General features: G+C 68.8%; 12 protein-coding genes. 3 read left to right on the plus strand and 9 right to left on the minus strand.

Annotation, left to right across the window (positions count from 1 at the left end):
• Window positions 1–368: 368 nt before the first annotated feature.
• From WT26_RS18870 to WT26_RS18895, 6 genes are all read right to left on the minus strand, one after another.
• Window positions 369–2,054 (minus strand): cation acetate symporter, encoded by a 1,686-nt coding sequence (locus WT26_RS18870; protein ID WP_069273805.1) that lies wholly within the window; start codon window positions 2,052–2,054, stop codon window positions 369–371.
• Between the two features lie 11 nt (window positions 2,055–2,065).
• Complete coding sequence (locus WT26_RS18875; protein WP_069273509.1) at window positions 2,066–2,371, minus strand: DUF485 domain-containing protein; 306 nt, start codon at window positions 2,369–2,371, stop codon at window positions 2,066–2,068.
• A gap of 90 nt (window positions 2,372–2,461) precedes the next feature.
• Window positions 2,462–3,670 (minus strand): CaiB/BaiF CoA transferase family protein, encoded by a 1,209-nt coding sequence (locus WT26_RS18880; RefSeq protein ID WP_069273806.1) that lies wholly within the window; start codon window positions 3,668–3,670, stop codon window positions 2,462–2,464.
• A gap of 22 nt (window positions 3,671–3,692) precedes the next feature.
• Complete coding sequence (locus WT26_RS18885) at window positions 3,693–4,859, minus strand: acyl-CoA dehydrogenase family protein (protein ID WP_069273510.1); 1,167 nt, start codon at window positions 4,857–4,859, stop codon at window positions 3,693–3,695.
• Window positions 4,860–4,868: 9 nt separating this feature from the next.
• Window positions 4,869–6,077 (minus strand): acyl-CoA dehydrogenase family protein, encoded by a 1,209-nt coding sequence (locus WT26_RS18890; protein ID WP_069273511.1) that lies wholly within the window; start codon window positions 6,075–6,077, stop codon window positions 4,869–4,871.
• 29 nt (window positions 6,078–6,106) lie between these two features.
• On the minus strand, window positions 6,107–8,233 hold the full coding sequence (locus WT26_RS18895; RefSeq protein ID WP_069273512.1) for a 3-hydroxyacyl-CoA dehydrogenase NAD-binding domain-containing protein: 2,127 nt from the start codon (window positions 8,231–8,233) through the stop codon (window positions 6,107–6,109).
• Between the two features lie 177 nt (window positions 8,234–8,410).
• On the opposite strand from WT26_RS18895, the gene WT26_RS18900 reads away from it, so the two are divergent.
• Window positions 8,411–9,373, plus strand: coding sequence for a LysR family transcriptional regulator (locus WT26_RS18900; protein WP_069273513.1), 963 nt, complete (start codon window positions 8,411–8,413; stop codon window positions 9,371–9,373).
• 71 nt (window positions 9,374–9,444) lie between these two features.
• Complete coding sequence (gene ggt / locus WT26_RS18905; RefSeq protein ID WP_069273514.1) at window positions 9,445–11,325, plus strand: gamma-glutamyltransferase; 1,881 nt, start codon at window positions 9,445–9,447, stop codon at window positions 11,323–11,325.
• Between the two features lie 54 nt (window positions 11,326–11,379).
• On the opposite strand, the gene WT26_RS18910 is transcribed toward ggt, so the two are convergent.
• The 3 genes from WT26_RS18910 to tauA are packed head-to-tail and all read right to left on the minus strand — an operon-like array spanning window position 11,380 to window position 14,212.
• Entirely contained in the window at window positions 11,380–12,342 is a 963-nt protein-coding gene (locus tag WT26_RS18910; protein ID WP_059663383.1) for an ABC transporter permease subunit, read from the minus strand.
• Complete coding sequence (locus WT26_RS18915; protein WP_059663386.1) at window positions 12,342–13,139, minus strand: taurine ABC transporter ATP-binding protein; 798 nt, start codon at window positions 13,137–13,139, stop codon at window positions 12,342–12,344. Before WT26_RS18915 ends, WT26_RS18910 begins: the two co-directional genes overlap by 1 nt.
• A 38-nt stretch (window positions 13,140–13,177) precedes the next feature.
• Window positions 13,178–14,212: a taurine ABC transporter substrate-binding protein gene (gene tauA, locus WT26_RS18920; protein WP_069273515.1), complete on the minus strand. Its 1,035-nt coding sequence runs from the start codon at window positions 14,210–14,212 to the stop codon at window positions 13,178–13,180.
• A gap of 317 nt (window positions 14,213–14,529) precedes the next feature.
• On the opposite strand from tauA, the gene WT26_RS18925 reads away from it, so the two are divergent.
• Window positions 14,530–14,940: a hypothetical protein gene (locus WT26_RS18925; RefSeq protein WP_069270736.1), complete on the plus strand. Its 411-nt coding sequence runs from the start codon at window positions 14,530–14,532 to the stop codon at window positions 14,938–14,940.
• The last annotated feature ends 46 nt before the right edge of the window (window positions 14,941–14,986 follow it).

Below are 14,986 nucleotides of genomic sequence, written 5' to 3' on the forward strand. Positions count from 1 at the left end.
ACGGCGTCACGCGCGCGGACGAATGTCAGGGGAGACAAATCGCCCGCGCGGCTGCCGTGCCGCAACAAGCGATGCCTCAGGACATCCGGAGGGGGAGGAAGGCAGTGGTCATCGGTTGTCTCCTGTCGATTGGAGTTAGCGCTTCAGCGCTTACTCCAGTCCCATGCATAGCTGCTTGCTGTAGTAGTTCGGCCGGGGGATGGCCGTGCGTTTTATATCGCAAGGTCGATGCCAGGTTCCCGTAACCTCTCAAGCCATTGTTTTCATTGTATTTCTCACCATGCGGCAGGCAAGGAAATCCGGGTTTCCGGATTTCCGGAAAATATCCGTCCGGGGATTCGGACGGATGGGTGATTTCTTCAGATGAATCAATGCCGCACCGCCTCGCCCGCCAGCACCCCCGTCTGCGCATAAAACTCCTGCTGCGCGAACGCACCACGCTCGCGCCTTGCACGCTCGCCGCGATCCGCGAGCGAGCCGACGACGATCCCGACGAACGCGAGCGGCACCGACACGAGCGCCGGGTTGTCGAGGAACACCGGCGCGTGCGCATGGTGCAGCACATCGACCCACACCGACTTCGACAGCACCGTGAGCGTGACCGCCGACACGAGGCCGAGGCCGCCGCCGAGCACTGCGCCGCGCGTCGTCATCCCGCGCCAGAAAATCGACATCGCGAGCACCGGGAAATTCGCGCTCGCGGCCACCGCCGCGACGAGGCCGACCATGAACGCGACATTCACGTGCTCGAACAGGATCGACAACCCGATCGCGACCGCCGACAGCACGATCGTCGCCGCGCGCGAGATGCGCATCTCGAAGCGCTCGTCGGGCTTGCCGCGCGCCCACATCTGCGCGTACAGGTCATGCGAGATCGTCGTCGCGCCGGCAAGCGTGAGGCCCGCGACCACCGCGAGGATCGTCGCGAACGTGACCGCCGCGATGAAGCCGTAGAACCAGTTCCCGCCGACCGCCTGCGCGAGCTTCACCGCGACCATGTTCGAGCCGCCGAGCAGGTCGTGCGTCAGGTTGAACGAACCGTCGGTGCCCAGCTTGAAGAACTCCGGATGCTGCGCGAGCAGCACGATCGCCGAGAAGCCGATCACGAAGGTCAGCAGGTAGAAGTAGCCGATGAAGCCGGTCGCGTAAAGCACCGACTTGCGCGCCTCCTTCGCGTTCGGCACCGTGAAGAAGCGCATCAGGATGTGCGGGAAGCCGGCCGTGCCGAACATCAGCGCGATGCCGAGCGACAGCGCGTTGGCCGGATCGCGGATCAGCTTGCCGGGCCCCATGATCGACAGCGCGCCCGGATGCACGGCCACCGCGCGGCGGAACATCTCGTCGACGCTGAAGCCGAATTCGGCGAGCGCGAGCAGGACGAGCAGCGTCGCGCCGCACAGCAGCAGCACGGCCTTGATCACCTGCACCCAGGTGGTCGCGGTCATCCCGCCGAAGAACACGTAGACGACCATCAGCACGCCGACGATCAGCTCGGCCGTACCGTACGACAGCCCGAACAGCAGCTGGATCAGCTTGCCCGCGCCGACCATCTGCACGACGAGGTACAGCACGACGATGGTCAGCGAATTGGCGGACGTCAGCAGCCGGATCGGCCGCTGTGCGAAACGGTACGCAACGACGTCGACGAACGTGAACTTGCCGAGATTGCGCAGCGGTTCGGCGATCAGGAACATCACGAACGGCCAGCCGACGAGAAAGCCGATCGAGTAGATGAGCCCGTCGAAGCCGAACATGAACACCATCCCCGACAGCCCGAGGAACGACGCGGCCGACATGTAGTCGCCCGCGATCGCGAGCCCGTTCTGCAGCCCGGTGATGCCGCCGCCGGCCGTGTAGAAGTCGCGCGTCGAGCGCGTGCGGCGCGCGGCCCAGCGCGTGAGCGCGAGCGTCGCGAACACGAACGCGAAGAACATCCCGATCGCGACCGGGTTCAGTTCGACCTTGTCGGGCATCGGGCCCGCGACCGATACCGCATGCGCGGCAGCGGGAACGAAAGCGGCAAGCGCGCCAAGCGCGAACGAGGAACGACGCATCATGGCCTCCGTCACGAACGCTGGAGAATCGCTGCGACCGCGCGGTCGAACGCACGGTTCGCGCGCAGCACGTAACACGCGGTCAGCCCGATCGCGACCAGGATGATCGCGACGCCCGCGGCGATCCCGACCGTCGTCGTCGCGCCGCGGTACAGCGGCGCCGCGAGCACGTGCGGCGCGAGCGCGACGAGCAGGATGAAGCCGTAGTACGTGGCGATCATCAGTGCCGTCAGCGTGAAGCTGAAACGGCGCCGCGCACGCACGAGCTGCTGGTAGTCGCGGCGCGCCGTGACCGATTCGATGAAGGAAAGCTCCATGGTGTCTCCTGCTCGCTCGTCTGGCGAGGTTGTCGTGTAGTCGATCGGCGCGCGTTCCAGCCCGCCCGCGCCGCGGCGGCACAAATCGATTCAGACCACGCGCTGCGCGCGCAGCTTCGCGACCTCGTCTGCGGACATCCCGAGCCAGCCGCCGAGTACCGCGTCCGTGTCCGCGCCGAGCACCGGCGGCGCGCCGCGCACCGGCAGCCGCGCGCCGTCGAACCGGTACGGCGGCGCCAGTACGTCGACGCCGCCCGCGACCGGGTGCGGCTGCCGCGTCACGAGCCCCGCGCGCGTCGCGCGTTCCGACTTCAGCGCTTCGTGCAGCCCGAGCACTTCGCCGCATGGAATGCCCGCGTCGGCCAGCGCCGCGAGCAACGTCGCGCGCGAGCGGCGCGCGAGTTCGCGACGAATCTCGGGCAGCAGGTCGGCGCGGTTCTCCGAGCGGCCGAGGTTGGTCTTGTAGCGTTCGTCCGCCGCGAGATCGGGCCGCTCGATCGCGTCGCAAAAACGCGCGAACTGCGTGTTGTTGCCGACCGTGATCACGAGCGGGCCGTCGGCCGCGTCGAATACGCCGTACGGCACGATCGACGGATGCGCGTTGCCGTAGCGCGGCGGGTCCTCGCCCATCAGCAGCGCGTCGAGCCCGTAGTACGCGGTGATCATCAGCCCGCAGTCGAACAGCGCCATCTCGATGCGCCGCCCGCGCCCCGTCGCATGACGTTCGTACAGCGCCGCGAGGATCGCCTGCGCCGAATACATGCCGGTGAACATGTCGACCGCCGCGACGCCGAACTTCAGCGGCGGCTGGCCGGCTTCGCCGTTCAGCGCCATCAGCCCGGCCTCGCCCTGCACGACCAGGTCGTAGCCCGGCCGCGCGGCCTCGGCGCCCGAGCGGTCGTAGCCGGAGATCGCGCAGTGCACGAGGCGCGGGTTCAGTTCGGCCAGCGCGTCGTAGCCGAGCCCGAGCTTTTCCGCGCCGCCGAACTTGAAGTTGTGAAGCACCACGTCGGCCTGCGCGGCCAGCTCGCGCGCGAGCCGCCGCCCTTCGCCGGTCTGCAGGTCGAGACAGATCGAGCGCTTGCTGCGGTTCACGCTGTTGAAGTAGGTCGTTTCGGTGTCGCCGATCCTCAAGCCCCAGTCGCGCGTGTCGTCGCCGCGCGCCGGATGCTCGACCTTGATCACTTCCGCGCCGAAATCGGCGAGCACCATCGCGCACCACGGGCCCGCGAGCACGCGGGAGAAGTCGAGCACCTTCACGCCGGCCAGCGGCAACGCGCGTGGCGTGGCGTGGTCCATCGTCGTCTCCTCCATCGTCGGCTTATTGTTTAAACAGCGGTTTCAACAGCGGTTTCGACAGCGCGATGTAGCGCGCGAGATGGTGATCCTCGTCACCGAGCTGGTGATCGATCATCACGAGGCGCTTCGCGTAGTGCGACAGCGGCAGCTCCCACGTCATCCCGATCCCGCCGTGCAGCTGGATGCTCTCCTCGGCGACGAGCGTGCCGATACGGCCGATGCTGTATTTCGCCGCGGCCAGCGCGCGTTCGCGCACCACGCGCGGCGCATCGAGCTGCGCGGCCGCGTTGATCACGGCCGAGCGCGCCTGCTCGACTTCGAGCAGCAGGTCGGCCATCCGGTGCTGCAGCGCCTGGAAGCTGCCGATCGGCAAACCGAACTGCTTGCGCGTGCGCAGGTACTCGAGCGTGTGCTCCTTCGCGACGTCCATCGCGCCGAGCGCTTCCGCCGACAGCGCGAGCAGCCCGTAGCCGAGCACGCGTTCGAGCAGCTCGGCGCCCGCTCCGGAATCCGCTTGCGGATCGCCGAGCGCCGCATCGGCCGCCAGCGCGACACGCTCGAAGCGCACTTCGGCCGCGCGGCCGCCGTCGATCTTCCGGTAGTCGCGCAGCGACACGCCCGGCGCGTCGGCCGGCACGACGAACAGGCCGATGCCGTCTTCATCGTCGTCGTTGCCGGCCGTGCGCGCGCTGACGACGAAGAACGCCGCCTGCGCGGCCTGGTCGACGACGCCCTTCGCGCCCGTGAGCACCCAGCCGTCGCCCGAGCGCTCGGCGCGCGTGCGCACGGTCGTCAGTTCGTAATGCGAGCCCGGTTCGTCGTGCGCGAACGCGGCGCTCGCGCTGCCGTCGATCAGCGCGGCGAGCCTGTCGCGATGCGCGTCGGCACCGGCCAGCGCCAGCGCGCGGCCCGCGAGCAGCGCGCCGAGGAACGGCTCGACGACGAGCCCGCGCCCGAGGCATTCGAACACCACGGCGATGTCGAAGCCCGCGCCGCCGAACCCGCCGTCGGCTTCCGCGAACAGCGCGCCGACCGTGCCGAGTTCGGCGAAGCGTTCCCACATCGTCCGGTCGAAGCCTGCCGCCGACTGCGCGATGCGATCGCGCACCGGGAACGCGTACTGTTCGGCAATGAAGCGGTTCAACGTGTCCGCCAGCATCCGGCGGTCTTCGGTATGTCGAAAGTCCATGAGCGTTCCTTACAAGCCGAGCATCATCTTCGCGATGATGTTCTTCTGGATCTCGTTCGAGCCGCCGAAGATCGACAGCTTCCGGTTGTTGAAATACTGCTGCGCGGCGCTCGCGGCTTCGTCGGGGCCGACCGGCTCGCCGTCGTAGTCGGCATCGAGCGCCTCGTCGACGAACGGCTGCGCATACGGCCCCATCGCACGCCGCATCAGCGCCGTGATCTCCTGGCGGATCTGCGTGCCGCGGATCTTCAGCATCGAGCTTTCCGCGCCCGGTGCGCCGCCGCCCGCGACCGCGGCCAGCACGCGCAGGTTCGTCGTGCGCATGTTCTCGAGTTCGATCTCGACACGCGCGATGCGCGCCGCGAAGAACGGATCGTCCGCGAGCGGCCGGCCGTTCTTCGTGACCTTCGCGGCCACCGCGCGCAGCCGGTCGAGCGCGGCCGTCGAGAAGCCGATTCCGGCGATGTTGGTGCGCTCGTACGTGAGCAGGTACTTCGCGTAGGTCCAGCCGCGGTTCTCTTCGCCGACGAGGTTCTCCGCCGGCACGCGCACGTCGGTGAAGAACACCTCGTTCACTTCGTGCTCGCCGTCGAGCGTGATGATCGGGCGCACCTCGACGCCCGGCGTGTTCATGTCGATCAGCAGGAAACTGATGCCTTCCTGCTTGCGCACGTCGGTCGCGGTGCGCACGAGGCAGAAGATCATGTTCGCGTAGTGGCCGAGCGTGGTCCACGTCTTCTGGCCGTTCACGACGTAGTGCTCGCCCTGCGCGTCGCGCCCGCGCACCGCGCTCGTCTTCACCGCCGCGAGATCGGAACCGGCGCCCGGCTCCGAGTAGCCCTGGCACCACCAGTCGGTGCCGTCGAGGATGCGCGGCAGCCAGTGGCGCTGCTGCGCGTCGTTGCCGTACTTGATCAGCACGGGGCCGAGCATGTTCACGCCGAACGGCACGATGCGCGGCGCACCCGCGAGCGCGCACTCGTTGTCGAACAGGAACTTCTGCGCGACGCTCCAGCCGGGGCCGCCGTATTCGCGCGGCCAGTGGCTCGCGAGCCAGCCGCGCGCGTTGAGGATCGCGTGCCATTCGCGCATGTCGTCGCGCGTGACATGCAGGCCGCCCTTCACCTTGCGCGCGATGCGCGCGGGCAGTTCGGCTTGCAGGAAGCGCTGCACTTCCGTGCGGAAGGCTTCCTCTTCGGGAGTGAAATTGAGGTCCATCTTCGGTCCGTGGCGAATGCGGTTGGCGTTCAGTCGAGGCGGTTCAGGCTCGCGAAATCCGCGCCGCGCGCGACGAGATCGACGAGCAGCGGCGACGGCTTCCAGAACAGCGGATCCTCCTTCGCGAACGCGCGGATATCGGCGAGCACGTTCGCGAGGCCGAGCGTGTCCGCGTAATGCATCGGGCCGCCGCGATAGCGCGGGAAACCGTAGCCGTACAGGAACACCGCGTCGACGTCGAGCGGGCGCAGCGCGATCTTCTCGTGCACGACGTTCGCGCCTTCGTTGATCATCGCGGCGAGGTAGCGGCGCAGGATCTCGTCGTCGGTGAACGTGCGCGGCGCGACGCCCTTCTTCGCCCGTTCTTCCGCGACGATCGCCTCGACTTCCGGATCCGGCGTGCCGACGCGCGCGCCCTCCGGATACAGGTAGTAACCGCGCGCCGTCTTCTGGCCGAACCAGCCGCGTTCGCACAGCCGGTCGGAAATCTCCACGTAGCGCGCACGCGGGTCGCGCGTCGCCGCGCGGCGCTTGCGGGTCGCCCAGCCGATGTCGCCGCCCGCGAGGTCGACGACCTGGAACGGCCCCATCGGGAAGCCGAATTCGCGCACCGCGCGGTCGATCTGGTACGGCGACGCACCGTCTTCCATCAGGTAGTCGGCCGCCGTGCGGTAGACGGCGAGGATCCGGTTGCCGATGAAGCCGTCGCACACGCCGGCGCGCACCGGCGTCTTCTTCAGCTGCTTCGCGAGCGCGAACGCGGTCGCGACCACTTCGGCGCTCACGCGCGCCGGCACGACGATCTCGAGCAGCTTCATCACGTTGGCCGGCGAGAAGAAATGCAGGCCGATCACGTCGGCCGGCCGGTCGATGCTCGCGGCGATCTCGTCGATGTCGAGATACGACGTGTTGGTCGCGAGCACCGCGCCCGGCTTGCACACGCGCGCGAGTTCGGCGAATACGGCCTTTTTCACGGCCATGTCCTCGAACACGGCCTCGATCACGACGTCGACCTGCGCGAGCGCGTCGTACGACGTGCTGCCCTTGAAGCGCGCGAGCCGCGCGGCGTGCGCGGCCGGCGTCATCCGCCCTTTCGCGACGAGGCCGTCGTACACCTTCTCGACGTGCGCGCGGCCGCGCGCGAGCGATGCTTCGTCGCGTTCGATCATCGTCACCGGCAACCCGGCATCGAGCGCCGCGACCGCGATGCCCGCGCCCATCGTGCCGCCGCCGACCACACCGATCCGCTCGACCGGCCGCGTGCGCGCGCGACGTGCCTCGGGCACCTTCGCCGCTTCACGCTCCGCGAAGAACGCATGCACGAGGCCCGCGCGCTGCGGGCTGTCGATGCACTGCAGGAACAGGCTGCGTTCGAGCCTCATCCCCGCGTCGAACGACTGCGTGAGCGCGGCTTCGACCGCGTCGACGATCTTCGCGGGCGAGAAAAGGCCGCGCGACTTCTTCGGCAACTCGGCGCGCGCCGCGTCGATCGCGGCCTGCGCGGCCGCGCGATCAGCCAGCCCCTGCGCATCGCGCGTGCGGCGCACCGGTGCGCCGAGCGACACGAGTTCCTGCGCGTAGGCGAGACCTTCGGCGAGCGTGTCGTCGCTGTGCGCGACCCGATCGACGAGGCCGAGCGCGAGCGCTTCGTCCGCGCTCGCGTGGCGGCCCGTCAGCATCAGGTCGAGCGCGGCCTTCGCGCCGATCAGGCGCGGCGCGCGCTGCGTGCCGCCCGCGCCCGGCAGCAGGCCGAGCGTGACCTCGGGCAGCCCGAGCTTCGCGCCGGGCACCGCGAGCCGGTAATGCGCGGCGAGCGCGACCTCGAGGCCGCCGCCGAGCGTCGCGCCGTGCAGCGCGACCACGACCGGCTTCGCGCCCGATTCGATCCGCTCGCACACGTCGGGCAGCGACGGCAGCACGGGCGGCTTGCCGAATTCGCGGATATCGGCGCCCGCGATGAAGTTGCGGCCGGCACCGACGATCAGCACCGCACGGATCGCGTCGTCGGCCTGCGCGGCGTCGAGCGCGTCGGCGAGGCCGCGCCGCACGTCGGCGGACAGCGCGTTGACGGGCGCGTGGTCGATCGTGACGACGAGCACCTTGTCGCGCCGCTCGCGCGTGACGGTGCCGGTATCGGGAGAGGTGGATGCGTTCATCGTGTCTCGGGCCCCATGCAAAACGGTAGAAGTCTCCGGCGTGCCGCCGGGTATGACATGATTCTCGATTGATCGAGATTCATTGACAATTCCCTCCGGCTTTTACAAGCTGTCAAGTCCGACTTGACATTGAATGCTTGCGAATCATTAAAAGGGATCGATGAGGAGACTTTCGGCATGGATCTGAACGCGCTGACGCTGCTCGTCGAGATCCTCGACGCCGGCAATCTCAGCAAGGCCGCGCAGCGGCTCAAGATGAGCCGCGCGAACGTCAGCTACCGGCTGAACCAGCTCGAGCGCTCGATCGGCCAGCAGCTCGTGCGGCGCACGACGCGGCGCATCGAGCCGACCGAAATCGGGCTGAAGCTGTACGAGCACGGCCGGCGCATCCGCAACGAACTGCTCGCCGCGCAGGAATCGGTGACGACGCTCGGCCAGGACCTGCAGGGCCGCGTGCGGCTGTCGGTGCCGAGCGGCTACGGGCAGATGGTGATGTCCGACTGGCTGCTCGCATTCAAGCGGCTGCATCCGGGGATCGTGCTCGACGTCGTGTTCGAGAACCGCGTGGAAGACCTGATGCGCGACGAAATCGACATCGCGGTGCGCGTGATGCCAGAGCCGCCGCAGAACCTCGTCGCGCGCGACATGGGCGCGGTGCGCTACGTCGCATGCGCATCGGCCGCGTTCGCGGCCGAGCACGGGATGCCGGCGAGCCTCGACGCGCTGGCCGGTGCGCCCGTGATCACCGCGACGGTGATGGGCCGGCAGCTCAGGATCGCCGCGTATCTCGGCGACGAGCGCCACGAGGTGCTGCTCGAGCCCACGCTGATTTCGGAGAACTTCCTGTTCCTGCGGCAGGCGATCCTCGGCGGGATCGGCGTCGGCATCGTGCCCGACTACGTGGTGCAGGACGACGTCCGGCGCGGCACGGTCGTCACGTCGCTCGACGCGTACCGGCTCAGCATCTTCGGCACGCACATGTACATGCTCTACATGCCGAACCGGCACCACACGCGCGCGACGTCGACGTTCATAGAGTTCATCCTCGAACAAGCCGGAAAGACCGGCCGGGGCGGGCCCGGCGCGATGCGTCAGGGTTTCCTGTCGGGTGACAACCCGCCGGCCGCGCGGCGACAATAGCGCGCCGGCGCCTGTCGCTCCCTGTCGTTCCCTGTTGCGCCGTTTCAGCATTCACTGCTGCCGAGGGTTCAATGTTCGACCGGATTCGTCCGCATTCGCGCTCCTGGACGCTGCTCGCCGCCGTCGCGCTCGTCGCGTTCAACGCCGGCTGCACGTCCCCCGCGCCGCCCGCCACCGCCGCCGGCGACAGCACAACCGCACCCGTTGCCGCGTCCGGCGCCGTCACGAGCGCCGCGCACGCGCCCGAGCTGTCGTCCGGCTGGACCGACAAGCCGGGCTGGACCTCGCAGCACTTCATGATCGCGGCCGCGAACCCGCTCGCGACGCAGGCCGGCTACGACATGCTGAAGGCGGGCGGCACCGCGATCGACGCGGCGATCGCCACGCAGATGGTGCTTGCGCTCGTCGAGCCGCAATCGTCGGGGATCGGCGGCGGCGCGTTCCTGCTGTACTTCGACGGCAAGGCGACGCAGGCCTACGACGGCCGCGAGACCGCGCCGGCCGCCGCGACCGACCGGCTGTTCTACGGGCCGACCGGCCAGCCGATGAACTTCTACGAAGGCGTCGTCGGCGGGCGCTCGGTCGGCACGCCGGGCGTGCTGCGCATGCTCGACGCCGCGCATCGCGCGCACGGCAGGCTGCCGTGGCGCCGGCTGTTCCAGCCGGCGATCCGGCTCGCGGAGCGTGGCTTCACGATCAGCCCGCGGCTCGCGACGCTGATCGCCAACGACAGGTACCTGAAGAACGATCCGGCCGCGCGCGCCTACTTCTACAACCAGGACGGTACGCCGAAGGCGGCCGGCACGGTGCTGAAGAACCCCGCGCTCGCGACCGTGCTGCGGCAAGTCGCCGATCGCGGCGCGAATGCGTTCTACACCGGTGCGATCGCGCGCGACATCGTCACGAAGGTGCGCAGGCACCCGACCAACCCGGGCCTGCTGTCGCTCCAGGATCTCGCGCGCTACAAGGCGAAGGTGCGCGCGCCGCTGTGCGCGGATTACCGGCGCTCGGTGGTCTGTGGGATGCCGCCGCCGTCGTCGGGCGGCCTCGCGATCGCGCAGATGCTCGGCATCCTCGAAGCGATGCCCGACTGGCAGCAGATCGGCGCGCAGAAGCCGGTGCGCAACGACGTCGGCTACGAGCCGACGCCGTTCGCCGCGCACCTGTTCAGCGAAGCCGGGCGGCTCGCGTATGCGGACCGCGCGCGCTATGTCGCCGATCCCGATTTCGTGCCGCTGCCGGGCGGCAGCTGGGCGAGCCTCACCGACAAGACCTATCTCGCGCAGCGCGCGCACCTGATCGGCGACAGCAGCATGGGCGTCGCGCAGGCCGGCACGCCGCAGGGCGCGACGCTCGCGATGGCCGACGACCGCAGCCCCGAGTTGCCGTCGACGTCCGACATCGCGATCGTCGACCGCTACGGCCAGGCGCTGTCGATGACGACGAGCATCGAGGATGCGTTCGGTTCGCGGCTGATGGTGCGCGGCTTCATGCTGAACAACCAGCTCACCGATTTCTCGTTCGTGTCGAACGACAACGGCCGGCCGGTCGCGAACCGCGTGCAGCCCGGCAAGCGGCCGCGCTCGGCGATGTCGCCGGAGCTCGTGTTCGACAGGAAGACGAAGCAGGTGACGATGGTCGTCGGCTCGGCCGGCGGCCCCGCGATCATCAACCACGTCGCGAAGACGCTGGTCGGCGTGCTCGACTGGGGGATGACGATGCAGCAGGCGATCGCGCTGCCGAACTTCGGGTCGATGAACGGGCCGACGCAGCTCGAACGCGGCCGCGTGTCGGACGCGCTCGCCGACGGGCTGAAGGGCCGCGGGCACGACGTGCGGGTGGTCGAGATGAACTCGGGGCTGCAGGGGATCCAGCGGCTGAACGTGCAGGGGCAGACGGTGTGGTTCGGCGGGGCGGATCCGCGGCGGGAAGGGATGGCGATGGGCGAATGAGCGCGGCAGTCAGAGGCGGCGCGAGTGCGCGTCGCCCGTGCTGCCTGCGTGACGTCAGCCCCGCCCCTTCCACGGCACGATCCGCCGCTCGACCCACCGCATCGCGAGATCGAACAGCCACGCGATCGCGCCGATGATCAGGATGCCCATCACGACGATGTCGGTGCGCAGGAAGCTCGATGCGTTGAGCACCATCTGCCCGAGCCCGGCCGTCGCGGCGACCATCTCGGCCGCGACGAGCGTCGTCCAGCCGAAGCCGATCGCGATCCGCAGCCCCGTGAGGATCTCCGGCAGCGCGGCCGGCAGCACCACGTGGCGCACGATCTGCGCGAAGCTGCCGCCGAGCGAATACGCGGCGTTGATCTGCTCGACCGTCGCCGCGCGCACGCCGGCGCGCGCCGCCATCGCGATCGGCGCGAAGCACGCGAGGAAGATCACGACGAGCTTCGCCGTTTCGTCGATGCCGAACCAGATCACGACGAGCGGCAGGTACGCGAGCGGCGGCAGCGGCCGGTAGAACTCCAGCAGCGGATCGAGCACGCCGCGCGCGACGCGGCTCACGCCCATCAGGATGCCGGCCGGCACGCCGATCGCGGTCGCGAGCAGGAACGCGCCGAACACGCGCGCGGCACTCCACAGCAGGTGCTCGGACAACGGCAGGCCGCCCTGGATGCGGCCGTGCCACGCATCGACGAATGCCGTCCACACGGCTTCCGGTGCGGGCAGGAACAGCGGCGGCAGCCACTGACGATGGGTGGCGACCCACCACAGCAGCGCCAGCGCCGCGACCGTCGCCGCGCTCAGCCCGGCCGTCTTCCCCTGCCCCGGCAACCGGTAACGGCGCGACGAAGGCGCACGACGCGCCGCCGCGCGAGCCCGCGTGCGCTCGCCCTGCTCGAAACCCGCGGCCGTGCGATCGGCCGCCCAAGAATCCTGCGTGCTCATGCTGTCCTGCCTGTGCAAAGTGCTGATCCGACCGCGTCCGACCGACGCGCCCTGTCGCGCGAGCTCGTGCATCACGCCGCCGCCTCGGCGGCCTCGTCGCGATGCAGGTACGCGATCAGCCGTTCGCGCCATGCGATGAAATCCGGTGACGACTTCACCGCGCGCGCATCGCGCGATTCGACGTAGCGGCGCGCGAACGGCAGTTCGAAGGTTTCCGCGATCCGGCCGGGGCCGGGCGTCATCACGACGAGACGCGTCGCGAGAAACAGCGCCTCCTCGACATCGTGCGTAATGAAGAACACCGTCTTGCCGGTGCGTGCCCACACGTCGAGCACGAGCGCCTGCATCGTGCCGCGCGTCATCGCGTCGAGCGCGCCCATCGGCTCGTCCATCAGCAGCACGCGCGGGTCGCTCGCGAGCGCGCGTGCGATGCCGACGCGCTGCTGCATCCCGCCCGACAGCTCGTACACGCGCGCATGCGCGTGCTTGTCGAGCCCGACGAGCGCGAGCATCTCCCGCGCCCGCGCTTCGCGTTCGGCCTTCGACACGCGTGCGAAGCGCAGCCCGAGCGCGACGTTGTCGAGCACGTCGAGCCACGGCAGCAGCGCGTATTTCTGGAACACGACACCGCGATCGGCGCCGGGGCCCGTGACCGGGACGCCGTCGACGCGCACGTCACCCGTCGTCGGCGCGACGAAGCCGGCCATGCAGTTCAGCAGCGTCGTCTTCCCGCAGCCGGACGCGCCGAGCGCGACGACGAATTCGCCGGCGTCGATGCGCAGGTCGACCTGCGCGAGCGCCTGCGTCGTCGGACGCCCGCGCTCGCCCGGATAGGCGACCGATACCTGACGGACTTCCAGCGTGCTCATGTTCGGGACTCCGCGACGGGTGGGCTGAGTGGCCGCGCTCAGCGCGCGGCCTTCTGCACGAACTGCGGATCGACGCCGGCCGAGTAGTCGGCGAGCACCGTCTGGATCGTGCCCTGCGATTTGAGGAACGTGGCCGTGGCCGCGAGCGATTTCGCGGCGCCCGACTGCGCACCGCCGCCGAGCCACGTCGGCGACGCCTGCTCGGCCGGCGTCGGGAACGCGTAGAGCGCGAGGCTGGCCGGCACGTCCTGCGCGTTCGCGCCCGACACCTTCGCGACCGCCGCGACCTGCGGCGAGCCGACCTTCCACGCGGCAGCGTGCGCGCGATAGTCGGCATCGGCGGCCGCGAGCACCTTCACGAAGCGCGTGACGAACTCGGGGTTCTCGCGCGCGAACTTGCGGCTCACGACGAAGCCGTCGAAGGTCGCCTTGCCGCTTTCCTTCGCAACCCGGCCCGACGTCGTGAGCACGGTGCCCGACTGCTTGACCTTCGCGAGCACCGGATCCCAGATGTAGGTCGCGTCGATGTCGCCGCGCGCCCACGCCGCCGCGACTTCGGGCGGGCGGAGGTTGACGATCTTCACGTCGTTCGGATTGACGCCCGCGGCCTGCAGCGCGACGAGCGTATGGAAATGCGACGTCGACACGAACGGCACGCCGATCTTCTTACCCTTCAGCGCGGCGACGCTCGTGACGCCCGAACCGTTGCGCGCGACGAGCGCCTCGGCGTCGTTGATGTTGTCGAGCACCCAGAACAGCGAGATGTCGAGCCCCTGCGACAGCCCGGCCGCGATCGGGCTCGAGCCGGCTTCGCCGAGCTGCACGGAACCCGACGCGAGCGCGCGGATCACGTCGGCGCCGCTGTCGAGCTTGCGGAACGTGACCTTGTAACCGGTCGCCTTTTCGACTTCACCGCTCGCCTGCGCATAGCGCCACGGCACGACCATGTCCTGGTACGCGATCACGACTTCGCGCGATTCGGCGTGCGCCGCGCCCAGCGCGGCAAAGGCGGCGAGCGCGGTCAGCGCGGTCAGCGCGACGACGGCGCGGCGGATGAAGCTGAAACGGGACATGCGGCTCTCCTTGGGAATGCAGGTGTTGCATGCGGAGAGCCGACTATAGGAGCTTTGCGCGCGGGGGGAGCGAACTTATCCTGCGAAGCTATCGATGCTGTTTCAGCTTTGCTTTTCACGCTTTATTGAATGCGATCGACGATCGAGCAGCGATCGGTGCGCGGGATGCGCGATCGCAGTTCGCCGGTGTTCGGCCCGACAATTTTCATACCGGTCCCATATCGAACCGCGGATGTAAGCGCTAGTGTCTCGGATCGAGCACCGAGTCGCGGTGCATTCGCACCATGAAAACCAGTCGGAAACCGGATGGCGAGCCTATGGAACCTCGATACAGTCTTTGCCAGATGCGAGCGGTATGGATCGACGCCTATCTCAACGGCGACGTCGATCAATTGGCCTTCGTCGAGTCGCCCCACTTTTTCGTGAAGCGGGGAACCCGGATACTCACTAAATCCCAGCAATTAGCGCATCTGCAACGGCACTCGCCGGAACGAACCGGACGCCATTTCAGTTGGCAAGCGCACGGCGAAATGACGGAATTCGCCGAAAGCCGGCAATGGGCATCGATCCGCGGATCCGGTTCGATGCGGTGTGACGGGACAATCGTGAGCGCTATTAATTTTGTGGAGCTATGGCTCGTGCAAGACGAGCGATGGCAGATCGCGGCACTTTGCTACGACGAACGCGAAAACGACGGCGGAGTCGTGGCAAGCCGACCGGATCGGTAATCGCGATCCGATCGAAGCAACGAAAAGAGAGCGCAAAAAAACCCGC

This window comes from Burkholderia cepacia, from assembly GCF_001718835.1.
Lineage (GTDB): Bacteria > Pseudomonadota > Gammaproteobacteria > Burkholderiales > Burkholderiaceae > Burkholderia > Burkholderia cepacia_F.